This is a genomic window from Pseudomonas sp. 2957 (assembly GCF_031456345.1).
In the GTDB taxonomy this organism is placed as follows: Bacteria; Pseudomonadota; Gammaproteobacteria; order Pseudomonadales; family Pseudomonadaceae; genus Aquipseudomonas; species Aquipseudomonas siliginis.
The window spans coordinates 933,821-957,056 of the sequence record NZ_JAVDUL010000001.1 but is presented as its reverse complement, the minus strand read 5'-3'; the positions used below and the strand labels follow the sequence as shown (position 1 = coordinate 957,056).

Below are 23,236 nucleotides of genomic sequence, written 5' to 3'. Positions count from 1 at the left end.
CATGAAACACGAAACGATTGAAAAGAACGTCGGCCTGCTGATGCTGCTGATGGTGTTCGCCGTGAGCATTGGCGGCCTGACCCAGATCGTCCCGCTGTTCTTCCAGGACGTCACCAACAAACCGGTGGAGGGCATGAAGCCCTATACCGCGCTGCAACTGGAAGGTCGCGACATCTACATCCGCGAAGGCTGCGTCGGTTGCCACTCGCAGATGATCCGTCCGTTCCGCGCCGAAACCGAACGCTACGGGCACTACTCGGTGGCCGGTGAAAGCGTCTGGGATCACCCGTTCCTGTGGGGTTCGAAACGTACCGGGCCGGACCTCGCCCGGGTCGGCGCGCGTTACTCGGATGACTGGCACCGCGCGCACTTGTACAACCCGCGCAACGTCGTGCCGGAGTCGAAGATGCCGGCCTACCCGTGGCTGGTCACCCAAGCGGTCGACAGCAGCCACACCGAAACCAAGCTCAAAACCATGCGTACCCTCGGCGTGCCGTATACCGATGACGACATCAGCGGCGCAGTCGCCAGCCTCAAGGGCAAGACCGAAATGGACGCCCTCGTTTCCTATCTGCAAGTGCTCGGCACTGCAATCAAGAGCAAGAGGTGAGCCATGGTCATTGAAATGAGTGCAGGCCTGATTCGCGGTCTCGGCACGGTCGTGGTGTTCGTCGCGTTCGTCGGCCTGACCTTGTGGGTGTTCAACCGCAAGCGCACCCCGGAATTCGCCGAAGCACGCCTGCTGCCGTTCGCCGACGAGCCACTACCCGAAACAATTTCAGCCCCTGAAACAAGGAGTACCCGGCCATGACCACCTTCTGGAGTACGTGGATCTGCGTACTGACCATTGGCAGCCTGATCGGCCTGACCTGGCTGCTGATCGGCACCCGCCGGGGCGAGACCAAGGGCAGTGTCGACCAGACCATGGGCCACAGCTTCGACGGCATCGAGGAGTACGACAACCCGCTGCCGCAGTGGTGGTTCATGCTGTTCGCCGGCACGCTGGTGTTCTCGGTGGGTTATCTGATTCTCTATCCGGGCCTGGGCAACTGGAAAGGCATCCTGCCCGGCTATGAGGATGGCTGGACAGGCGTGCACGAATGGGAAAAGGAAATGAACAAGGCGGACGCCCGGTTCGGGCCGATCTTCGCCAAATTCGCGGCGATGCCGCTGGAAGAAGTGGCCAAGGATCCGCAGGCGCTGAAAATGGGCGGTCGTCTGTTCGCCTCCAATTGCTCGGTGTGCCACGGCTCGGATGCCAAGGGCGCGTTCGGCTTCCCTAACCTTGCCGACAGCGACTGGCGCTGGGGCGGCGATGCCGAGACGATCAAGGCCACCATCATGGGTGGACGGATGGCGGCAATGCCGGCCTGGGGCGAAGTGCTCGGTGAGGCCGGGGTGAAAAACGTTGCCGCCTACGTGCGCCACGAACTGGCCGGCCTGCCGCTACCCGCCGACAGCAAGGCAGACCTGCAAGCCGGACAGCAGGCGTTCAGCACCACGTGCGTGGCTTGCCACGGCGCAACTGGCCAAGGCACCCCTGCCATGGGCGCACCGAATCTTACCCACCCGGCCGGCTTCATTTATGGCACCAGCCTGACCCAACTGGAGCAGACCATTCGCCATGGTCGTCAGGGGCATATGCCGGCGCAGAACGAGATGTTGGGCAACGACAAAGTGCAATTGCTCGCCGCTTATGTGTACAGCCTGAGCCACGGATTGAACACAGAAAAACTGATAACTGAAGACAGCAAGAAATAGCAATTGCGTACACCACTGCCGCAGCTTTCTCGCTGCGGCAGTTTCCCGCCCCTTTGCGACGCATTGTCGCACCCCTTGGATCCTCTCCTTTCGGAACCCCGGATTCGGGTCTACGCTTCATCGAAGCGGACCGGCTGAAGTCGGTTTCCAGATCAATCCCGAACGATGCGCACCGTGAACCGGTTGATGGATTCGCCGCAAACGCAGGTAGATAACGGCTGTTGCGCCGATCGCCCGCAATTTCCCGATCACGACCTGTGAACGGGCACCGTTGACGGCGATCCGGATTGCGAGCTTTTTACGCGCACTGCGACATTTTGTCAGAGGCCATTTTTGACCCTACGCGGCGCATGGAAAGGCCGCAGAATCAGCGTTGGAAAGCATTGACCCAGGTCATGGCGCGTTGCAATGACCCCCTGCTTTATACATACTTGCGGCCGATTTTATCCCTATAAAAATACCCAAACCGTGGAACCTTAGAATGAGCACAGCAATCAGTCCGACTGCTTATAACTATAAGGTAGTCCGCCAGTTCGCCATCATGACGGTGGTCTGGGGGATCCTTGGCATGGGGCTCGGTGTCTTCATTGCCTCGCAACTGGTCTGGCCGGAACTGAACTTCGGTCTGCCGTGGACGAGCTTTGGACGCCTGCGCCCGTTGCACACAAACCTGGTGATTTTCGCCTTCGGCGGTTGTGCACTGTTTGCCACTTCCTACTATGTCGTGCAGCGAACCTGCCAGACGCGACTGATTTCCGACAGCCTCGCGGCCTTTACCTTCTGGGGCTGGCAAGCGGTCATCGTCGGCGCAATCATTACCTTGCCGCTGGGTTACACCACCACCAAGGAATACGCCGAGCTGGAATGGCCGATCGCCATTTTGCTGGCCATTGTCTGGGTCACCTACGGTCTGGTGTTCTTCGGCACCATCACCAAGCGCAAAACCAAGCACATCTATGTCGGCAACTGGTTCTACGGCGCGTTCATCGTCGTCACCGCGATGCTGCACATCGTCAACCACATGTCGCTGCCGGTCAGCCTGTTCAAGTCGTACTCGGCCTACTCCGGCGCCACTGACGCGATGATCCAGTGGTGGTACGGCCACAACGCGGTGGGCTTCTTCCTCACCACCGGTTTCCTCGGGATGATGTACTACTTCGTGCCGAAACAGGCCGAACGCCCGATCTACTCCTATCGTCTGTCGATCGTGCACTTCTGGGCGCTGATCACCCTGTACATCTGGGCTGGCCCGCACCACCTGCACTACACCGCCCTGCCGGACTGGGCGCAATCGCTAGGCATGGCGATGTCGATCATCCTCCTGGCGCCAAGCTGGGGCGGCATGATCAACGGCATGATGACCCTGTCGGGCGCCTGGCATAAGTTGCGCACCGACCCGATCCTGCGCTTCCTCGTGGTGTCGCTGGCGTTCTACGGCATGTCGACCTTCGAAGGGCCGATGATGGCGATCAAGACCGTCAACTCGCTCTCGCACTACACCGACTGGACCATCGGCCACGTCCACGCCGGCGCCCTCGGTTGGGTAGCGATGATCTCGATCGGCGCGATCTACCACATGATCCCGAAACTGTTCGGCCGGGCGCAGATGCACAGCACCGGGCTGATCAACGCGCACTTCTGGCTCGCCACCATCGGCACCGTGCTCTACATCGCGTCGATGTGGGTCAACGGCATCACCCAGGGCCTGATGTGGCGTGCAATCAACGATGACGGCACCCTCACCTACTCGTTCGTCGAAGCGCTGCAGGCCAGCCACCCGGGCTTCATCGTCCGCGCGCTGGGCGGTGCTTTCTTTGCCAGCGGCATGCTGCTGATGGCTTACAACGTGTACCGCACTGTCCGTGCGTCGGATCCGGTTGAAGCCGAAGCCGCCGCCAAGATTGCCGTCGTTGGAGCTCACTGATGAAGCATGAAGCTGTCGAGAAGAATATTGGCCTGCTGGCCTTCTTCATGGTCATCGCCGTCAGCGTCGGTGGCCTGACCCAAATTGTTCCGCTGTTCTTCCAGGACGTCACCAACAAGCCGGTCGAGGGCATGAAGCCGCGCTCGGCGCTGGAACTGGAAGGCCGCGACGTGTACATCGCCAACGGTTGTGTCGGCTGCCACTCGCAGATGATCCGCCCGTTCCGCGCTGAAACTGAACGCTATGGCCACTATTCGGTCGCCGGTGAAAGCGTCTGGGACCACCCGTTCCTGTGGGGTTCCAAACGTACCGGCCCGGATCTGGCCCGTGTGGGCGGTCGTTACTCCGATGACTGGCAACGTGCGCACTTGTACAACCCGCGCAACGTGGTCCCCGAGTCGAAAATGCCGGCTTACCCGTTCCTCGTGGAAAACAAGCTCGACGGCAAGGAAACCGCGAAAAAAATGGAAGTCTTGCGCACCCTCGGCGTGCCGTACACCGACGAAGACATCGCCGGTGCACAGGATGCCGTGAAGGGCAAAACCGAAATGGACGCGCTGGTGGCCTATCTGCAAGGCCTGGGCACCATCATCAAAAGCAAACGGTGAATCTGATGGATATCGGGATGATTCGAGGCCTGGGCACCGTTGTCGTGATGGTGGCCTTCATCGGTCTGGCCTTGTGGGTGTTCAGCCCCAAGCGCAAGTCAGAGTTTGACGACGCGACCATGCTGCCTTTTGCGGATGATCCCGAAGCCATCAAGCACGTCGAGCAAGCTTCTAGGAGTAACAAAGAATGACTACATTCTGGAGTCTGTACGTCACAGTCCTCAGTCTCGGTACGATCTTCGCCCTGACCTGGCTGCTGCTGTCGACCCGCAAGGGCCAGCGCAGCGAACAGACGGACGAGACGGTCGGCCACTCCTTCGACGGGATCGAGGAGTACGACAACCCGCTGCCGAAATGGTGGTTCATGCTGTTCGTCGGCACCATCATTTTTGCCCTGGGTTATCTGGTGCTGTACCCGGGTCTGGGCAACTGGAAAGGTCTGCTGCCGGGCTACAACTATCTGGATACCGAGAAACAGACCGCGTTCGCCAACGGCCAGACCGGCTGGACCGGCGTCCACGAGTGGGAAAAGGAAATGGCCCGTTCGGACGCTCGCTTCGGTCCGATTTTCGCCAAGTTCGCGGCGATGCCGATCGAAGAAGTCGCCAAGGATCCGCAAGCACTGAAGATGGGCGGCCGTCTGTTCGCGTCCAACTGCTCGGTGTGCCACGGTTCCGACGCCAAGGGCGCCTACGGCTTCCCCAACCTGACCGACGCCGACTGGCGCTGGGGCGGTGAGCCGGAAACCATCAAGACCACCATCATGGGCGGCCGCCACGCGGTGATGCCGGCGTGGGCGGAAGTGATCGGTGAGCAAGGCGTGGCTGACGTAGCGGCCTTCGTGGTGACCAATCTCGACGGGCGCAAACTGCCGGAAGGCACCAAGGCCGACCCGGCCAACGGCCAGAAACTCTTCGCCGCCAACTGCGTGGCTTGTCACGGCCCTGCCGGTAAAGGCACCCCGGCCATGGGTGCGCCCGACCTGACCCATCCGGGCGCATTCATCTACGGCTCGAGCTTCGCGCAACTGCAGCAGACCATCCGTTACGGTCGTCAGGGCCAGATGCCTGCGCAGGAACAACTGCAGGGCAATGACAAGGTGCACCTGCTGGCGGCGTATGTTTACAGTCTGTCTCACGGTGAAAAAGCACCGGAGGCGAAGGCTGAGTAAGGCCAACGCTTGAAGCAAAAAAGGCCCCGCCAATGGGAATTGGCGGGGCCTTTTTTCATGCTGGCATTCACGATTCGAAACGGTTGCTCGATGGACCTGAGCTGAGATGCACGGTAGGTTTTTTTCGCCCCCGATAATCCATATCGGGCCACTTCAAGGATGAAGCCCAATGTCGAAAGATCACCAAAGCGCACTGCAAAATCAGCCTCAACCCGGCTCTACCCATAGGGCAGGGTTCGAACGAACATCTGTGAAACCGTTACTCGAGGTATCGCAGCAAACCATGAACAGCCCCGGCGACGGTGGCGGACTCGACGGCCTCGGCGGCGGTAGATTGCTCTGACAAGGGCAGCAAAAACACCGAATTTACGCCCTGTATCCAGTGCCTCACGCCTTGGCGGGAGGCGCCTTCGCCGGTGCCCTTATGAAAGTGACAAACCGATCGTCCCCGACCTGCCTTTTCGATTGCGGTGAAAACCTCAAAATAGTAACGTTCCTACATCAGAATTTCTGGAGGCCAAACATGATGGCCATCACCACCATTTCCAGCCGCGAGTTCAATCAGGACACCAGTGCAGCCAAAAAAGCCACGCGTCAAGGTCCAGTAATCATTACTGACCGAGGCAGGCCTGCCCACGTATTGCTCAGCATTGAGGAGTACCAGAAACTGACCGGTTGCGAGACCAGCATCGTTGAGCTACTGGCGATGCCGAATGCGCTTGAAATCGAATTCGAACCCGAGCGCGCTGTAATCACTCCTCGCAGCGTGGACCTTTCCTGATGTTCCTACTGGATACCAATGTAGTTTCCGAGCTGCGGAAAAAACAAGCCGACAGGCATGTGGTGAAATGGGCAAACAGCGTTTCCCCAGCCAGCCTGTATCTATCTGCAATCACTGTGCTGGAACTGGAAACGGGCGCCCTGCGTATCGAACGTCGTGACCCTTCACAAGGCCAGCTGCTGCGCAACTGGCTGGAACATCACGTCAAACCGGCGTTCTCTGGAAGAATCCTGCCTGTCGATACCAGCGTCGCCACCCGGTGCGCACGATTGCATGTTCCCGACCGCAGCAGTGAATGCGACGCCTTGATCGCCGCCACCGCGCTTGTGCACGGGCTTACGCTGGTAACTCGCAACATTGCGGACTTTCAACTCAGCGGCGTCAATCTGATCAACCCATGGATCGCTGCCAATAACTGACTGCTGAACACCCCGCCCTATCACCGGCGGGGCTTTTTTCATGGGCGTTGGGCAAAGATTGAATGCACAACCGTGGTATCGATCAGCGTCCGCTCACGCCACTGGTTGTTCTTCACCAGATAGATCTGCAAATGCTTGCGATCCTCGGTGAAATTCGCAGTCAGGTAGGTTTGCTGAGAGGTGCTTCCGCTGAGATACATGGGGACGCTGCCCTCCCAGTAGGAACTTCCTCCCTCGGTATGCAGGTGGCCGGCGAAAATGGCCGTCACCTGGTACTTGTTGACCATGTCATGGAAACGCTTCTTCTGCTCGGGGCTGCCCTGGTGCCGCAAGGGTTTGTGCATATTGATAATGATGGCGTAGCCCGACGCTCGCGCCAGTCGCAGATCGGTCTCGAGCCAGTCCAGTGCGTCGTTGATTTCGAACGTTGTCGGGTTCAACGGATGAGCAATCCGGGCGGTATAGGTCGGCTCATTATTGAGCTGAACCATATGCACTTCGCCGATATTTTTCGAATAGGCGAGGCTACCGGAATACGTCCTGCTCAGAAAACCGTCAGTGATTTTCAGATCAAAGTTATCGACTTTACCTTCATGATGCTCTTTGAACTCGACAATACTTCCTGCAGCACAGTTATTGGTAAAGCAATCATCAACATTGTTTTCATAGTCGTGATTACCCAAGCCGTAAAGATATTCACCCTTGAAGTGCCTGTTCAGCGAATCCTTCATGAACGAGCGCTGCCAGCCATGACCAAAAGCGGTTATATCGCCATTGATCATCAAAGGAACCTGCGCTTGAGAGCCGTGTTGATTTCTGAATTCGGCAATGCTCGCAAGTTGGGTTTCAATCAGCCATTTCGAGCGCGCCGTGAATTCTGAATCCGATTCGGGCTCGCGGATATCGGTCTTGTCTGTCCATGGATATTGAGTATCCGAAGTAAAGACCATATGTTTCGGCATGCCAGTTGTAGCCTGAGCGGTAATAGCCGAAGCTACCAGACAAGCACCCATAAAGGTGCTCATGAATTTATTCAAAGCCATGCTTGAAATTCCATTTCAATTAATTTTCGATACGCAAAAGAAGTTTCGCGCGAACAGAACTTATTCGAATACAGCGAAAACTTCAAAGCCTTCACCAACAACAATCGAGTGAATATATTTCAGACCCACCAACTTACAACATACCAATCAATAGAAACCCGTAGCGTCCGGCCTTACTTGTCGCCAGAATGAAAACAATCACGGGTGTTATTCAACTTGCGAAATCAACGGCAGTGAGTGAACAAGCAATTGAAAGGATGAACTAGCCACTTCGGCAAAACCGTCCATACTCAACAAGTCAATTGATCTGCGTCAGGCTTTTGCGCAATCGCTACACCATCCGCATTTTTTACCCAACGCGACCAAAGGTCGCACCCTTGAGCCAGAGCGGCAGGCGTATCATCGCGCTACTGCAACAGCCTTTTTGACCTCGGTTGGCACGTATCGACCGAGGCATTTTTCCACTGCCGTGGGATGCAATGATGAGCAATCAGATTCCGGTACACGACGTCACGCCACCGAGCAAGAACGCGAACAACAGCGTCGATCTTTATGCCTCACGAGAAAAAATCTACACCCGCGCCTTCACCGGCCTGTTCCGCAATCTGCGGATGCTCGGCGGTGCGGCGTTGTTTCTGCTGTATTTCGGCACGGTGTGGCTGAACTGGGGCGGTCACCAGGCGGTTTGGTGGAACCTGCCGGAGCGCAAGTTCTTTATCTTTGGCGCGACCTTCTGGCCACAGGATTTCATTCTGCTTTCGGGCCTGTTGATCATTGCTGCATTCGGCCTGTTCTTCATCACCGTCTATGCCGGGCGCGTCTGGTGCGGTTACACCTGCCCGCAGAGCGTATGGACGTGGATTTTCATGTGGTGTGAAAAGGTCACTGAAGGCGACCGCAATCAGCGCATCAAGCTCGACAAGGCGCCGATGAGCGCCAACAAATTCCTGCGCAAGCTGGCCAAGCACTCGCTGTGGCTGCTGATCGGTTTCGTCACCGGCATGACCTTTGTCGGCTACTTCTCGCCGATCCGCGAACTGGTTATCGAGTTCTTCACCGGCCAGGCCGATGGCTGGTCGTATTTCTGGGTCGGTTTTTTCACCCTCGCCACGTACGGCAATGCCGGTTGGTTGCGTGAGCAGGTGTGCATCTACATGTGCCCGTATGCGCGCTTCCAGAGCGTGATGTTCGACAAGGACACGCTGATTGTTTCCTACGACCCGCGCCGTGGCGAAAGCCGTGGGCCGCGCAAGAAAGGCATCGACTACAAAGCCCTGGGGCTGGGCGATTGCATCGACTGCACGATGTGCGTGCAGGTCTGCCCGACCGGCATCGACATCCGCGATGGCCTGCAGATCGAATGCATCGGCTGCGCGGCGTGCATCGACGCTTGCGACAGCATCATGGACAAGATGGATTACCCGCGCGGGCTGATCAGCTACACCACCGAACACAACCTCTCCGGGCAGAAAACCCATAAACTGCGACCGCGCCTGATCGGCTACGCCTTGGTGCTGCTGGCGATGATCAGCCTGTTGGTCGCTGCGTTCTTCATGCGTTCGCTGGTCGGCTTCGACGTCAGCAAAGACCGCGTGCTGTACCGCGAAAACGCTGAAGGCCGGATCGAAAACGTCTACAGCCTGAAGATCATGAACAAGGATCAGCGCGACCACACTTACCTGCTGCAAGCCGAGGGTCTGCCGGACCTGCGCCTGCAAGGCAAGCGCGAGATCAAGGTTGCCGCCGGGGATATCGTCAGCATGCCGGTCGAGTTGTCGAGCGCACCGGAACAACTGCCATCGAGCACCAACGAGGTGAAATTCATCCTCAAGGACGCCGATGACGACAGCGTCCACGTTGAAGCCAAGAGCCGATTCATCGGCCCACAAATCCGTTGAGAGAATTTTGAACATGCCCGCTGCAAACGCCGCAAGTCCCTGGTACAAGCACCTCTGGCCGTGGATCATCATCGCGATTCTGGCCTGCTCGGTGGCCTTGACCCTGTCGATGGTGACCATCGCGGTGAACAACCCGGACAATCTGGTCAACGACAACTATTACGAAGCAGGCAAAGGCATCAACCGTTCACTGGATCGCGAGTTGCTGGCGCAAACCCTGAAGCTGCGTGCAGCGGTGCATCTGGATGATGTGACCGGGGAAGTCGACTTGCGCTTGAACGGTGACAGCCAGCCGCAAACGCTGGAGCTGAACCTGATCTCGCCGACCCAGCCGGAGAAGGATCGCAAGATCGTTCTGACCCGCAGTGGCAGCGAGAGCGGGCGCTACATCGGCCAGTTGAGCGACAAGGTCGAAGGGCGGCGCTTTGTCGAGTTGCTCGGCAGCCAGGACGAGCACGTGTGGCGCATGTTTGAAGAAGAACTGGTCAGTCATGACAAGGAACTGCTGCTGGGTGATGAGCCATTGCAGGGTGCGGAAGATCTGAAGAAGTGAATCAAAATCAAGAGCCCCTCACCCTAGCCCTCTCCCGGAGGGAGAGGGGACTGATCTCGGTTGCTTGGAAGCGGGGCGTATGACAGTGACAATGTCGGCGACTGAAGCCGCTCTTCAGGCTCACATCGATCGGCTCCCTCTCCCTCCGGGAGAGGGCTGGGGTGAGGGCAAGCGAACACCCCCAATGCAAGGGCTCACACCCTCATCAATGCCATGACCACCCCAATCCCCTGCTACCACTGCGCCCTGCCCGTCCCGTCCGGCAGCCGCTTCACCGCCGTCGTCCTCGGGCAGGCCCGCGAGTTCTGCTGCCCGGGCTGTCAGGCGGTAGCCAAAGCCATCGTCGCCGGTGGTCTGGAAAGCTATTACCAGCATCGCAGCGAAGCGTCGGCCAATCCCGAAGCGCTGCCGGTGCAACTGACTGATGAACTGGCGCTGTACGACCGCGCCGACGTGCAGCAGCCCTTCGTGCGCCACGAAGGCGATCTGGCTGAAACCACCTTGTTGATGGAAGGCATCAGTTGCGCCGCTTGCGGCTGGCTGATCGAGAAACACCTGCGCACCCTGCCCGCCGTCGCCGAAGCGCGGTTGAACCTGTCCAACCATCGCCTGCACGTGCGTTGGGCCGACGCACAATTGCCGCTGAGCCAGATCCTCGCCGAGCTGCGCCACATCGGTTACGCCGCCCACCCGTACCAGTCCGATCGCGCCAGCGAACAATTGGCCAGCGAGAATCGCCTGGCCCTGCGCCAGCTCGGCGTCGCCGGGTTGCTGTGGTTTCAGGCGATGATGGCGACCATGGCCACCTGGCCGGAATTCAACATCGACCTCAGTCCCGAGCTGCACACGATCCTGCGCTGGGTCGCGCTGTTTCTGACCACACCGATCGTGTTCTACAGCTGCGCGCCGTTCTTCAAAGGCGCGATGCGCGATTTGCGTACGCGCCACCTGACCATGGACGTTTCTGTTTCACTGGCGATCGGCAGCGCTTACATCGCCGGGATCTGGACATCGATCACCGGGGTCGGCGAGCTGTACTTCGATGCGGTCGGCATGTTCGCGCTGTTTTTGCTCGCCGGGCGTTATCTGGAACGCCGCGCCCGCGAACGCACCGCTGCTGCCACCGCACAGCTGGTCAACCTGTTGCCCGCCTCGTGCCTGCGCCTGGATAACAACGGTCAGAGCGAACGCATCCTGCTCAGCGAGTTGCGCGTGGGCGAGCGGATTCTGGTGCAGCCGGGCTCGATTCTGCCGGCTGACGGCAAGATCATCGACGGTCAGTCGAGCATCGACGAATCGCTGCTGACTGGCGAATACCTGCCGCAGCCACGCACGCTCGGCGATGCTGTTACTGCGGGCACGCTCAATGTCGAAGGCGCATTGACCGTGCAAGTGCAGGCGCTGGGACAGGACACGCGTCTCTCCGCGATCGTGCGCCTGCTTGATCGCGCTCAGGCGGAGAAGCCGCGTCTGGCGGAAATCGCCGACCGCGCCGCGCAATGGTTTTTGCTGCTGTCGCTGATTGCGGCGGCAGTGATCGGCCTGCTGTGGTGGCAGCTGGATTCTTCACGGGCGTTCTGGATCGTCCTCGCCATGCTGGTGGCGACCTGCCCGTGCGCGCTGTCGCTGGCGACGCCGACCGCCCTCACCGCCGCCACCGGCACCCTGCACAAACTCGGCCTACTGCTGACCCGCGGCCATGTACTGGAAGGCTTGAACCAGATCGACACGGTGATTTTCGACAAGACCGGTACGCTCACCGAAGGCCGCTTGGTGCTGCGCTCGATTCGCCCGCTCGGCGCGCTCGACAGCGAACAATGCCTGAGCCTTGCCGCTGCGCTGGAAAACCGTTCGGAACACCCGATCGCCCGCGCTTTCGGGCGTGCGCCACTGGCCGCTGAGGACGTGCACAGCACACCAGGCCTGGGCTTGGAAGGCGTGGTCGGTGAGCAACGCTTGCGCATCGGTCAGGCGCCGTTCGCCTGTGCCCTGAGCGGCGCGGCACTGCCGTCAATGCCTGATGAGGCCGGACAATGGTTACTGCTCGCCGACACTCAGGGGCCGTTGGCATGGTTCGTCCTCGACGATCGCCTGCGTGACGATGCCCCCGCCCTGCTCGCGGCCTGCAAAGCGCGGGGCTGGCGCACCTTGCTGTTGTCCGGCGACAGTTCGCCGATGGTCGCCAGTGTCGCCGCCGAACTGGGCATCGACGAGGCCCGTGGCGGCTTGCGCCCGGATGACAAACTGCAAGTGCTGCAACAACTGCACAAGGAAGGGCGCAAGGTGCTGATGCTCGGCGACGGCGTCAACGACGTGCCGGTGCTGGCCGCGGCCGATATCAGCGTGGCCATGGGCTCGGCCACCGATCTGGCGAAAACCAGCGCCGATGCAGTGTTGCTGTCCAATCGCCTTGACGCTCTGGTGCAAGCCTTCACGCTGGCGCGACGCACGCGCCGGGTAATCATCGAAAACCTGCTGTGGGCGGCGCTGTACAATGGCCTCATGTTGCCGTTCGCCGCCCTCGGCTGGATCACACCGGTGTGGGCGGCGGTCGGTATGTCGATCAGTTCGCTGACCGTGGTGCTCAACGCCCTGCGCCTGACTCGCCTGCCGAGCGCGCCGGCCGCCGGCAGCCCGACCCAAACCCGCCCGCTGCCGGCCTGAGCCGCGCGAGCCTGGAGTTACCCATGCCAGCTCTCTACGTGATGATTCCCGCTGCCTTGCTGATCGTCGCCATCGCCGTGTACATCTTCTTCTGGGCGGTGGACAGCGGCCAGTACGACGACCTCGACGGCCCGGCGCACAGCATCCTGTTTGACGATCAGGATCCCAACCACACCGCTGCGGTGGACGAAGCCAACGCCGGCAAACCGGACGACAAGGCGCCGCCCCATGCTTGAACTGGCGCCCCTGCTGGTCTCGGCGCTGATCCTCGGCCTGCTCGGAGGCGGCCACTGTCTGGGTATGTGCGGCGGCCTGATGGGCGCGCTGACCCTGGCGATTCCCAAAGAGCAGCGCAGCCGGCGCTTTCGTCTGTTGCTGGCGTATAACCTCGGGCGGATTCTCAGTTATGCCACGGCGGGATTGCTCATCGGTCTCGCCGGCTGGGCCGTCGCCAACAGCCCGGCGGCGCTGTTCATGCGTGTGCTGGCCGGGTTGCTGCTGATCGCCATGGGTTTGTATCTGGCCGGTTGGTGGAGCGGGTTGACGCGTATCGAAGCTGTAGGGCGTGGTTTGTGGCGCTTTATTCAACCGGTGGCGAATCGCTTGCTGCCGGTTTCCAGCCTGCCGCGTGCCTTGCTGCTCGGTGCGCTGTGGGGCTGGCTGCCGTGCGGACTGGTTTACAGCACCTTGCTGTGGAGCGCGAGTCAGGGTAATGCGCTGGACAGTGCATTGCTGATGCTCGCTTTCGGCCTCGGCACCTGGCCGGTGCTGCTCGCCACCGGGCTGGCGGCTGAACGGGTCACGGCGATCCTGCGCAAACGCAGCGTGCGCATGGCGGGTGGCTTGCTGGTGATTGTGTTTGGCCTGTGGACCTTGCCCGGGCCGCATCAGCATTGGCTCATGGGCCATTAAATGTGTGGGGCGGCCTTCGCGAGCAGGCTCGCTCCCACAGGTCTTGAGTACGCTGCAAATCCAATGTGGGAGCGAGCCTGCTCGCGATGACGCCCGCATGAACAACGCAAATCCCCGCCGTTGATGCAAATCAAGATGCCCTGCAATGCCCTCCCCTAGACTCGCCACACTGCCAGCCTATCCGGGGGAATGCCCGCATGCTCGACGCCATTCGTTGGGACTCTGATCTGATCCGCCGCTACGATCTGGCGGGGCCACGCTACACCTCGTACCCGACCGCCGTGCAATTTCACGGTCAGGTCGGCACTTTCGACCTGTTCCATGCCCTGCGCGACAGCCGCAAGGCGCAGCGGCCGTTGTCGCTGTACGTGCATGTGCCGTTCTGCGCGAACATTTGCTACTACTGCGCCTGCAACAAGGTCATCACCAAGGATCGCGGTCGCGCGCAACCGTATCTGCAACGGCTCGAGCAGGAAATCCAGTTGATTGCCTGCCACCTCGACCCGGCGCAAACCGTCGAGCAACTGCATTTCGGTGGCGGCACACCGACCTTTCTCAGCCACGACGAGTTGCGTCAGTTGATGGCGCACCTGCGCAAGCATTTCAATTTGCTCAACGATGACTCGGGCGATTACGGCATTGAAATCGACCCGCGCGAAGCCGACTGGTCGACCATGGGCCTGCTGCGCGAACTGGGTTTCAACCGGGTCAGCATTGGCTTGCAAGATCTTGACCCGGCGGTGCAGCGCGCGGTCAATCGCCTGCAAAGCCTGGAAGAAACCCGCGCGGTGATCGATGCGGCGCGAACCCTGCAATTTCGCTCGATCAACATCGATCTGATTTATGGCCTGCCCAAGCAGACACCCGACAATTTCGCCCGCACCGTCGAGGAAGTGATCAGCCTGCAACCGGATCGCCTCTCGGTATTCAACTATGCGCACCTGCCGGAACGCTTCATGCCGCAACGGCGAATCAACAGCAGCGAACTGCCGAGCCCGGCGCACAAGCTGGAAATGCTCCAGCGCACCATCGAGCAACTGACCGCTGCCGGCTACCGCTACATCGGCATGGACCACTTCGCCCTGCCTGATGACGAACTGGCGATTGCCCAGGAAGAGCAGACCCTGCAACGCAACTTCCAGGGTTACACCACCCATGGCCATTGCGACCTGATTGGCCTGGGTGTGTCGGCGATCAGCCAGATCGGCGATCTGTACTGCCAGAACAGCAGCGACCTCAACGCGTATCAGAACAGCCTCGCCAGCGCGCAGCTGGCGACCAGTCGCGGTCTGGTGTGCAACGCCGACGACCGCTTGCGCCGCGCAGTGATTCAGCAGCTGATCTGCAATTTCAAACTCGAGTTCGCCGAGATCGAGCAGCAGTTCAACATCGATTTTCAAGGCTACTTCGGCGCGCTCTGGCCGCAGTTGCAAGGTATGGCCGAGGATGGCCTGATCAGACTCGAGCGCGAGCGCATCGAGGTGTTGCCAGCGGGCCGATTGCTGGTGCGCTCGGTGTGCATGGTCTTTGATGCGTACCTGGAGCAGCAGAACCGCCAGCGTTTCTCGCGGGTGATTTAAGGCTTGGTCAGCAACGAGCCGACTTTGAGGTTCTGGTCAGGATTGAGCGCCGACTGGTTCATGACTTTCGACAGGGCGAGGTTGGCGGTGATCAGGCCACTGTTGAGGGCGGCGATGGCGCCCCGCAGTGCGGCGAGCTTGTTGATCTTTTCCTCGGTGGAGAGGGTTCTGTCTGACATGACCGCCGCCATGCGGGCTTTTTTCTCGATGATTTCTTTTTGGATCTTGCGAATCATCTTCAGCAACTGTTGGATGTTCTCCGGTAAGCCACTGTTGTCGATGTCGCTGTTCTCGCCGCCGACAGCGGCGGATTTGGCGATGGCCGCGCCGGAGAGCGACACTTTGACGCCCTCGACCAAGGTCGGGGTTGCCGTGTGCGACAAGTCTTCATCGCGATCGATTGCAGCGTCGGTGCTGGTCATCTCCGGCGAAGCGGCAACGCCGCTGCTGCCGGGGCTTAGCGTACCAATGGCGGTCATCGGGGCCTTCCTTGGTTGAGTGCTGATAGCGGGTTATCGGCCGCCGGTGCTGCGGCTTTATGTCTGTAGGACAACGCCGCCACGTGCTGGCCTGAATGTCCTCCCGTGGGTTACCCTTACGGCTTATGTGTGTTTTCCCACAAGGATTGAAGAAATGTCCGAGCCAGTCAAACTGCGCGCTCACAACCAGGCCCATTGCAAGGATTGCAGCCTGGCCCCGCTCTGCCTGCCACTTTCTCTGAATCTGGAAGACATGGATGCGCTCGACGAAATCGTTAAACGCGGCCGCCCGCTGAAGAAGGGCGAGTTCCTGTTCCGCCAGGGCGACACCTTTGATTCCGTTTATGCAGTCCGCTCTGGTGCGCTGAAAACTTTCAGCCTGAGCGATGCCGGCGAAGAGCAACTGACCGGTTTCCACCTGCCAAGCGAACTGGTTGGCCTGTCGGGCATGGACACCGAAAAACACCCGGTCTCGGCCCAGGCGCTGGAAACCACTTCGGTTTGCGAAATCCCCTTCGAGCGCCTCGACGAACTCGCGCTGCAATTGCCGCAACTGCGCCGCCAGTTGATGCGGGTGATGAGCCGCGAGATTCGTGACGACCAGCAAATGATGCTGCTGCTGTCGAAGAAAACCGCTGACGAGCGCATCGCTACTTTCCTGGTCAACCTGTCGGCACGCTTCCGCGCTCGCGGCTTCTCGGCCAACCAGTTCCGCCTGAGCATGTCGCGCAATGAAATCGGTAACTACCTGGGCCTGGCGGTGGAAACCGTGTCGCGGGTGTTCACCCGTTTCCAGCAGAACGAGCTGATTGCCGCCGAGGGCAAGGAGATCCATATTCTCGACCCGATTCAGCTGTGCGCGCTGGCCGGCGGTTCGATCGAAGGCTGATCACGACCCGCGGTTGAGCGAATCGTTTCAGCCGCGGGTATACTGCGCCGTTTGCAGCCCTGCCAGGACACCCCGATGGTCTTCGACTCCTTCGACATCAAATCCCTGATCCGCCCCGTGATCGACTTCCCGAAACCGGGCGTGATCTTTCGCGACATCACCCCGCTGTTCCAGTCGCCGACGGCCCTGCGCCTGGTGATGGACAGCTTCGCCCATCGCTACGTCGAAGCCGACTTCACCCACATCGGCGCCATGGATGCCCGTGGTTTTCTGATCGGTTCGGTACTGGCCTATCAGTTGAACAAGCCGCTGGTGCTGTTCCGCAAGCAAGGCAAACTGCCGGCGGACGTACTGGCCGAAGGTTATGCGACCGAGTACGGCGAAGCGTTTCTGGAAGTGCACGCCGACAGCCTGTGTGAAGGCGATTCGGTAGTGATGTTCGATGACCTGATCGCTACCGGCGGCACGCTGATCGCAGCAGCCAACCTGATTCGCCGCATGGGCGCGCGAGTGCATGAAGCGGCGGCGATCATTGATCTGCCGGAGCTGCAAGGCTCGCAGCGCTTGCAGGACATGGGCATTCCGACGTTTTGCCTGACGCAGTTTGCTTTGACCGATAAATAAACAGCGTCTGACAGGCCGCTTTCGCGAGCAGGCTCGCTCCCACAGGGCAATGCATTACAACTGTGGGAGCGAGCCTGCTCGCGAAGGGGCCGGCAGCTACACCGCAGGACTTAGAGCCCCATCTGCTTGCTGATGATTTCGTTCATCACTTCCCGCGTCCCGCCGCCAATCGACAGAATGCGGTTATCCCGATACAGCCGCTCCACCAGGCTTTCACGCATGTAACCGAGCCCGCCAAGGATCTGCACGGCCTCGGTGGTGATCCGGTCCGAGGTGTCGGTGGCGAAGTTCTTCGCCATGGAAATCTCCTTGATCACGCTCTGCCCCGCCGCCATTTTCGCTGCTTGCCGATATGTGAACTCCCGCGACACTTCCAGCGCCGTGGCCATTTCGGCGAGGCGATGTTTGATCACCTGAAACTTGCCGATGGGTTTGCCGAACGCCTCACGCTCGCGCGCCCACTTCAGGCTCTCCTCCAGCGCCAATTGCGCCGTCATGTTGGCCATCAGCGCCAGCGCCAGGCGTTCGCTCTGAAAATTGCCCATGATGCAGGCGAAGCCCATGTTCTCGGCGCCGATGAGGTTTCCTACAGGCACGCGGCAATCGTCGAAGAACAATTCAGCCGTGTCCGACGCCCACCAGCCCATTTTCTTCAACTGCCTACCGACACTGAACCCCGGCGTGCCCTTCTCGATCAGCAACAAACTGATGCCGCCAAACCCCGGCGCACCGGTACGCACCGCGACAGTGTAGAAGTCCGCGCGAACGCCGCTGGTGATAAAGGTCTTGCTGCCGCTGACCCGGTAGAAGTCGCCGTCACGCACGGCGCGGGTTTGCAGGTTGGCGACGTCGGAACCGCCGCCGGGCTCGGTCACCGCCAGGGCGCTGATTTTCTCACCGCTGAGCACTTGGGGGACGACCCGCTCTCGCACTTCAGGCCGCGCCCATTTGACGATCGGCGGCAAACCGATATCCAGCGAACCCAGCCCCGCCACCAGCCCGCCTGAGCCACAGCGCATCAACTCTTCACTGGCGGCGACCTTGGCGAACAGATCGCCTTCATGGCTGCCGCCGAGCGCCTCGGGATAGCCGATACCGAGAATGCCCGCCGCACCGGCCTTGAGGTACAGCTCACGGGGAAAGCTTTCGGCTTCTTCCCACTGATCGATGTCCGGCAGGATCTCGCGTTCGACAAAACGTCTGACGCTGTCGCGGACCAATTGGTGGCTGGGGTCGAAGTATTCCTGAAAGGCAGGCATGGGCGAGCTCCACGGAGGGGTTCGCCGACGTTAACCGAGCGCTTGCTTGGTTATCAATGAAATTGTGTGAATCAGATCGACCGCAGCGCGGCCATCGCTGGCAAGCCAGCTCCCACAGCGTTCGGTGTGGACACATATGCTGTGGGTCACATCCAACACTGTGGGAGCTGGCTTGCCAGCGATGTGGCCCGAAAGGGCGATAGAGACTTACAGGGAGATAGGTTTACGCCCGGCAAACGAATGCGCCAGCGTGCCGCCGTCGACCAGCTCCAGCTCACCGCCCAGCGGCACGCCGTGGGCAATCCGCGAGGCGACCAGGCCTTTGTTGTTGAGCAACTGCGCGATGTAGTGCGCCGTCGCTTCGCCTTCCACCGTCGGGTTGGTGGCGAGGATGACTTCAGTAAAGGTCCCCGCCTCTTCAATCCGCGCCATCAGTTGCGGAATGCCGATCGCTTCCGGCCCCAGGCCATCCAGCGGCGACAAGTGCCCCTTGAGCACGAAATAGCGGCCACGGAAGCCGGTCTGCTCCACCGCATAAACGTCCATCGGCCCTTCGACCACGCAGAGCAGCGTGTCATCGCGGCGCGGGTCGGCGCATTGCGGGCAGAGGTCGTCTTCGGTCAGCGTGCGGCACTGGCGGCAATGGCCAACGCCTTCCATGGCCTGGCTCAAGGCCTGGGCCAGACGCGTACCGCCGCTGCGATCACGTTCGAGCAACTGCAACGCCATGCGCTGAGCGGTTTTCTGACCCACGCCCGGCAAGGTGCGCAGAGCGTCGATCAGTTGGCGAATCAAAGGGCTGAAGCTCATGGGTAAACAGTCCGACTAAACAACGAGACGCGGTTTATACCCGCGCCTCTGGCCAGCGTCAAATCCTCAGTCCTGGGCGACCCGGACCACCAGTTTGCCGAAGTTGCGCCCTTCCAGCAGACCGATGAACGCCTCGGGCGCCTGCTCCAGGCCTTCGACCACGTCCTCACGGAATTTCACTTTGCCGTCGCGTACCCACGGCACCATGTGGCTGATGAATTCCGGCTGACGATCACCGTAATCGTCGAAGACGATGAAGCCCTGAATCCGCACACGCTTGGTGAGCAAAGTGCGTTGCAGCATCGGCAGGCGATCCGGGCCGGTCGGCGCCTCGGCAGCGTTGTAGCCGGCGATCAGGCCGCACAACGGGATGCGCGCCTTGGGGTTGAGCAACGGCAAGACCGCGTCGAAGACATGGCCGCCGACGTTCTCGTAATAGATGTCGATGCCGTTGGGACAGGCTTTGGCCAGTTGCTCGGCAAAGTCATCGGCCTTGTGGTCGATGCAGGCATCAAAACCCAGCTCCTCAACGACGTATTTGCACTTCTCGGCCCCACCGGCCACACCGACCGCGCGCAGGCCTTTGATCTTCGCCACTTGCCCGACCACCGAGCCGACGGCGCCCGACGCTGCAGCCACCACCAGGGTTTCGCCCTCTTTCGGCTGGCCGATGTCCATCAGGCCCATGTACGCGGTCATGCCCGGCATGCCCAGTACGCCGAGGGCCATCGACGGGCTCGGCAGGCCGGCCGGGATCGGCATGATGTTGCGGCCGTCGCTGATGCTGTGGCTCTGCCAACCGGTGGCGCCAACCACCAGATCACCTACGTGGAATTTCGGATGATTGGACTGCTCGACCCGGCTGACCGCACCACCGGTCATGACTTCGCCGATTTGCACTGGCGCAGCGTAGGACGGAGCGTCGCTCATGCGCCCGCGCATGTACGGGTCGAGTGACAGGTACAGGGTTTTCAGCAGGACTTGACCGTCCTGCAGATCCGGCAGCGCCTCGCGCTCCAGACGGAAGTTCTCCGGGGTCGGCGCGCCGGTCGGGCGCGAGGCGAGGACGAAGCGTTGATTGAGGGTGAGAGGGTCGGACATGTCAGCGTCTCCTGTGAATGGGGAATTCGGTGTATAGGGAGCAGACCTTGGTAGCGGTGGTGTGTTCGATGTTTCTTCAGTTGTGCCGAGGTGACTTCATTCGCGAGCAGGCTCGCTCCCACACTTGGAAATGCAATCCCTGTGGGAGCGAGCCTGCTCGCGAAAGCGTCAGTCTGCGGCACATGCCCATCAGGCAGAAACAAAAATGCCAGGCGCAATGCCTGGCATTTTGTGTAGCTCATCTGCCGCGCAATGGCGAATCAGAACGGCAGCTTCATACCCGCCGGCAGGTTCATGCCGGCGGTCATGCTGCCCATTTTTTCCTGGCTGTTGGCTTCGATCTTGCGCACGGCGTCGTTGACGGCGGCGGCGACCACGGCTTCCAGCATCTCTTTGTCGTCTTCGCTCAGGCCTTCGACCAGGCTTGGGTCGATGCTCACGCTCTTGACGTCGTGACGACCGGTCATCACCACGGTGACCATGTCGCCGCCGGCCTTGCCGGTGACTTCGGCGTTGGCCAGTTCTTCCTGCATCTTGGCCATTTTTTCCTGCATCTGCTGCGCCTGCTTCATCAGGCCGGCCATGCCACCTTTCATCATGGGAATCACCTCAAACGTACTTGGATAAAACAGCGCCCGGCCATCTTGGCCGAGCACCTTCAGTTATTAGCCTTGGGTGACCAAGGCGTCGACAGGTTCAATAGTATCGCTTCGCACCACCGCGCCGAACTGCTGAACCATCTGCTGGATGAACGGATCACCGTGGATCGATTCCTCGGCCTCGCGCTGGCGATTGGCGCGGCGGCGCGAGGCGGCCTGGGCCGGGGTTTCCTGCTCGGGCTTGATCAGCTCGATGGTCAGCGTCAGCGTGCGCCCGTGGAACTGGTTCAACGCGTCGTTGAGACGACGCTGCTGCGTGGCGTTGAACAGCGCGCTGTGGGCCGGATCAAGGTGCATCAGCCAGTGGTCGCCGTCGACCGCAATCAATGTGCAGTTGGCGGCGATGCTGCCGGTCATGCCGGAAATCGGCAGCTTCGGGAACAGCTCCAGCCATTGCAGGGCCAGGCCGGTGGCCGGCGCGGCGGCAGGTTCCGGCTCGGGCTCAGGCTCCGGATCGGCGGCGTGTTCGCTGGCCAGTTCGTCGAGGTAGCTGTAGGCCGAATCCATGTCCGGCTCGATGTAGTCTTCATCCAGCGGTGGTTCGTCGTCCATGTCCATGCCCGGCGTAGCGGCATCGACCTCGGCGACGGACGGCTCGGGAATTGGCGCAGCGGCCCACTCCGGCGCATCCGGCACCACGCTGTCCGGGGTCGGCAGCGGCATCGGCGGCAGCTCGGGCTGCTCGCCAGCGGTTTCCAGCACCGGTTCGACGGCGGGTTGCTGTACTGGTGCCGGCTCGGCCTCGGCTTCCACCGGGTCGTTCCATGGCAGATCGACCACGGTTTCGACGGCGACTGGCTCAGGCTCCGGTTGCGCTTCGACAACCGGCACAACCGGTTCTGGCTCGGCAGCGGGCGCGGGTGCTGGCGCAGCAGCCGCAGCCGCAGCGACCACCGGCGCAGGCTTCGGCGCGGCAGCCACTGAGTTTGCGGAATCAACTGTGGCCTGGCTGATCCCCACTGGCTTTAGCGGTTGCCTCGGCGCGTCTGCCGTATCCGCCGGTCGGAACGCGAGCATGCGCAGCAAGACCATCTCGAAACCGCCACGCGGGTCCGGCGCCAGCGGCAAGTCGCGGCGACCGATCAGGCCCATCTGGTAATAGAATTGCACGTCTTCGGCCGGCAGTGCCTGGGCCAGGGCCAATACGCGATCACGGTCGCCGTGGCCATTGTCGACGCCTTCCGGCAACGCCTGAGCGATGGCCACGCGGTGCAGCACGTTGAGAATTTCCGAGAGCACGCCGTTCCAGTCCGGGCCTTGCTCGGCCAGATGCCGCACGGCTTCGAGCAGCGCCTTGGCATCGCCTTCGATCAGCGCATGCAGCACGTCATAGACCTGACCGTGATCCAGCGTGCCGAGCATCGCGCGCACGTCGGTCGCGAGGACCTTGCCTTCACCGAACGCGATGGCCTGATCGGTCAGGCTCATGGCGTCGCGCATCGAGCCGTCAGCAGCGCGGCCGAGCAGCCACAGTGCGTCGTCTTCGAAAGGTACGTTTTCTGCGGTCAGGACGTGGGTCAAATGCTCGACCACACGCTCGGGCGTCATGTTCTTCAGGGAGAACTGCAGGCAGCGCGAAAGAATCGTTGCCGGAAGTTTCTGCGGATCGGTGGTCGCCAGGATGAACTTGACGTAGGGCGGCGGCTCTTCGAGGGTTTTCAACAGCGCATTGAAGGAATGGCTGGAAAGCATGTGCACTTCGTCGATCAGGTAGACCTTGAAGCGCCCACGGCTTGGCGCGTACTGCACGTTATCGAGCAGTTCGCGGGTGTCTTCGACCTTGGTGCGGCTGGCGGCGTCGATCTCGATCAGGTCGACAAAACGCCCCTCATCGATCTCGCGGCACACCGAGCACTCGCCGCAGGGGCTGGAAGTGATACCTGTCTCGCAGTTCAGGCACTTGGCAATGATCCGCGCGATGGTGGTCTTGCCGACCCCGCGCGTCCCGGTGAACAGGTAGGCGTGGTGCAGCCGTTGGCTGTCCAAGGCATTGATCAGAGCCTTGAGCACATGGGTCTGGCCGACCATTTCGCGGAACGAGCGTGGACGCCATTTACGTGCAAGAACCTGATAACTCATCGAAAACCGTCGCAGCGAAGGA

24 protein-coding genes are annotated in these 23,236 nt (G+C 60.7%); 17 read left to right on the top strand and 7 right to left on the bottom strand.

All coding sequences use genetic code 11. The features are described 5' to 3' along the window. The first annotated feature begins 1 nt into the window (after position 1). The 9 genes from ccoO (J2Y39_RS04395) (at position 2) to J2Y39_RS04355 (ending at position 6,664) form a co-directional block, all read left to right on the top strand. Positions 2-610, top strand: a complete 609-nt coding sequence (ccoO, locus tag J2Y39_RS04395; protein ID WP_003223389.1) for a cytochrome-c oxidase, cbb3-type subunit II — start codon at positions 2-4, stop codon at positions 608-610. 3 nt (positions 611-613) lie between these two features. Continuing rightward, positions 614-811 (top strand): cbb3-type cytochrome c oxidase subunit 3, encoded by a 198-nt coding sequence (locus J2Y39_RS04390; RefSeq protein WP_016773878.1) that lies wholly within the window; start codon positions 614-616, stop codon positions 809-811. Further along, positions 808-1,761 (top strand): cytochrome-c oxidase, cbb3-type subunit III, encoded by a 954-nt coding sequence (ccoP, locus tag J2Y39_RS04385; protein ID WP_310215322.1) that lies wholly within the window; start codon positions 808-810, stop codon positions 1,759-1,761. Before J2Y39_RS04390 ends, ccoP (J2Y39_RS04385) begins: the two co-directional genes overlap by 4 nt. Positions 1,762-2,242: 481 nt before the next feature. Further along, positions 2,243-3,685, top strand: coding sequence for a cytochrome-c oxidase, cbb3-type subunit I (gene ccoN, locus J2Y39_RS04380; RefSeq protein WP_024012334.1), 1,443 nt, complete (start codon positions 2,243-2,245; stop codon positions 3,683-3,685). Beyond that, positions 3,685-4,293, top strand: coding sequence for a cytochrome-c oxidase, cbb3-type subunit II (ccoO, locus tag J2Y39_RS04375; protein ID WP_007917161.1), 609 nt, complete (start codon positions 3,685-3,687; stop codon positions 4,291-4,293). The genes ccoN and ccoO (J2Y39_RS04375) overlap by 1 nt, the downstream gene beginning before the upstream one ends. 5 nt (positions 4,294-4,298) lie before the next feature. Next, the gene (locus J2Y39_RS04370; protein ID WP_016775513.1) at positions 4,299-4,484 is read left to right on the top strand and encodes a CcoQ/FixQ family Cbb3-type cytochrome c oxidase assembly chaperone; all 186 of its coding nucleotides are present in this window, start codon (positions 4,299-4,301) and stop codon (positions 4,482-4,484) included. Continuing rightward, positions 4,481-5,464 carry a cytochrome-c oxidase, cbb3-type subunit III gene (gene ccoP, locus J2Y39_RS04365; RefSeq protein ID WP_024012333.1) on the top strand — a complete coding sequence of 328 codons (984 nt, stop codon included), beginning with the start codon at positions 4,481-4,483 and terminating at the stop codon, positions 5,462-5,464. Before J2Y39_RS04370 ends, ccoP (J2Y39_RS04365) begins: the two co-directional genes overlap by 4 nt. 526 nt (positions 5,465-5,990) lie before the next feature. Then, positions 5,991-6,245 carry a type II toxin-antitoxin system Phd/YefM family antitoxin gene (locus J2Y39_RS04360; RefSeq protein ID WP_056786773.1) on the top strand — a complete coding sequence of 85 codons (255 nt, stop codon included), beginning with the start codon at positions 5,991-5,993 and terminating at the stop codon, positions 6,243-6,245. Next, positions 6,245-6,664: a type II toxin-antitoxin system VapC family toxin gene (locus J2Y39_RS04355; RefSeq protein ID WP_252869093.1), complete on the top strand. Its 420-nt coding sequence runs from the start codon at positions 6,245-6,247 to the stop codon at positions 6,662-6,664. Before J2Y39_RS04360 ends, J2Y39_RS04355 begins: the two co-directional genes overlap by 1 nt. Positions 6,665-6,702: 38 nt before the next feature. On the opposite strand, the gene J2Y39_RS04350 is transcribed toward J2Y39_RS04355, so the two are convergent. Next, entirely contained in the window at positions 6,703-7,707 is a 1,005-nt protein-coding gene (locus tag J2Y39_RS04350) for a metallophosphoesterase (RefSeq protein WP_310215319.1), read from the bottom strand. 482 nt (positions 7,708-8,189) lie between these two features. On the opposite strand from J2Y39_RS04350, the gene ccoG reads away from it, so the two are divergent. From ccoG to hemN, 6 genes are all read left to right on the top strand, one after another. Next, the gene (ccoG, locus tag J2Y39_RS04345; protein WP_095179451.1) at positions 8,190-9,605 is read left to right on the top strand and encodes a cytochrome c oxidase accessory protein CcoG; all 1,416 of its coding nucleotides are present in this window, start codon (positions 8,190-8,192) and stop codon (positions 9,603-9,605) included. A gap of 13 nt (positions 9,606-9,618) precedes the next feature. After that, positions 9,619-10,158, top strand: a complete 540-nt coding sequence (locus J2Y39_RS04340; protein ID WP_056784237.1) for a FixH family protein — start codon at positions 9,619-9,621, stop codon at positions 10,156-10,158. 213 nt (positions 10,159-10,371) lie between these two features. Then, the gene (locus tag J2Y39_RS04335; protein ID WP_310215317.1) at positions 10,372-12,822 is read left to right on the top strand and encodes a heavy metal translocating P-type ATPase; all 2,451 of its coding nucleotides are present in this window, start codon (positions 10,372-10,374) and stop codon (positions 12,820-12,822) included. A 23-nt stretch (positions 12,823-12,845) separates the two neighbouring features. Then, entirely contained in the window at positions 12,846-13,058 is a 213-nt protein-coding gene (gene ccoS / locus J2Y39_RS04330; RefSeq protein ID WP_039763029.1) for a cbb3-type cytochrome oxidase assembly protein CcoS, read from the top strand. Further along, positions 13,051-13,734: a sulfite exporter TauE/SafE family protein gene (locus J2Y39_RS04325; RefSeq protein ID WP_310215315.1), complete on the top strand. Its 684-nt coding sequence runs from the start codon at positions 13,051-13,053 to the stop codon at positions 13,732-13,734. The genes ccoS and J2Y39_RS04325 overlap by 8 nt, the downstream gene beginning before the upstream one ends. Positions 13,735-13,931: 197 nt before the next feature. Beyond that, positions 13,932-15,314, top strand: a complete 1,383-nt coding sequence (gene hemN / locus J2Y39_RS04320) for an oxygen-independent coproporphyrinogen III oxidase (RefSeq protein WP_262137304.1) — start codon at positions 13,932-13,934, stop codon at positions 15,312-15,314. On the opposite strand, the gene J2Y39_RS04315 is transcribed toward hemN, so the two are convergent. Further along, positions 15,311-15,793 (bottom strand): hypothetical protein, encoded by a 483-nt coding sequence (locus J2Y39_RS04315; RefSeq protein WP_150741395.1) that lies wholly within the window; start codon positions 15,791-15,793, stop codon positions 15,311-15,313. The genes hemN and J2Y39_RS04315 overlap by 4 nt on opposite strands. Before the next feature lie 154 nt (positions 15,794-15,947). On the opposite strand from J2Y39_RS04315, the gene fnr reads away from it, so the two are divergent. Both fnr and J2Y39_RS04305 read left to right on the top strand, forming a co-directional pair. After that, positions 15,948-16,682 carry a fumarate/nitrate reduction transcriptional regulator Fnr gene (gene fnr, locus J2Y39_RS04310; protein WP_016773865.1) on the top strand — a complete coding sequence of 245 codons (735 nt, stop codon included), beginning with the start codon at positions 15,948-15,950 and terminating at the stop codon, positions 16,680-16,682. Positions 16,683-16,757: 75 nt separating this feature from the next. Next, positions 16,758-17,306, top strand: coding sequence for an adenine phosphoribosyltransferase (locus J2Y39_RS04305; RefSeq protein WP_024012326.1), 549 nt, complete (start codon positions 16,758-16,760; stop codon positions 17,304-17,306). Between the two features lie 110 nt (positions 17,307-17,416). Here the strand turns inward: J2Y39_RS04305 and J2Y39_RS04300 are convergent, their stop codons facing one another. From J2Y39_RS04300 to dnaX, 5 genes are all read right to left on the bottom strand, one after another. Further along, positions 17,417-18,565 (bottom strand): acyl-CoA dehydrogenase family protein, encoded by a 1,149-nt coding sequence (locus J2Y39_RS04300; protein ID WP_150741394.1) that lies wholly within the window; start codon positions 18,563-18,565, stop codon positions 17,417-17,419. Between the two features lie 207 nt (positions 18,566-18,772). Beyond that, the gene (gene recR, locus J2Y39_RS04295; RefSeq protein WP_016773861.1) at positions 18,773-19,375 is read right to left on the bottom strand and encodes a recombination mediator RecR; all 603 of its coding nucleotides are present in this window, start codon (positions 19,373-19,375) and stop codon (positions 18,773-18,775) included. A gap of 66 nt (positions 19,376-19,441) precedes the next feature. Beyond that, positions 19,442-20,476, bottom strand: coding sequence for an NADP-dependent oxidoreductase (locus J2Y39_RS04290; RefSeq protein ID WP_310215306.1), 1,035 nt, complete (start codon positions 20,474-20,476; stop codon positions 19,442-19,444). Positions 20,477-20,736: 260 nt separating this feature from the next. Further along, on the bottom strand, positions 20,737-21,075 hold the full coding sequence (locus J2Y39_RS04285; protein WP_003223337.1) for a YbaB/EbfC family nucleoid-associated protein: 339 nt from the start codon (positions 21,073-21,075) through the stop codon (positions 20,737-20,739). Positions 21,076-21,141: 66 nt separating this feature from the next. After that, a complete protein-coding gene (dnaX, locus tag J2Y39_RS04280; RefSeq protein ID WP_252887618.1) occupies positions 21,142-23,214 on the bottom strand; it encodes a DNA polymerase III subunit gamma/tau in 2,073 nt (690 codons plus the stop codon). Between the last annotated feature and the right edge of the window lie 22 nt (positions 23,215-23,236).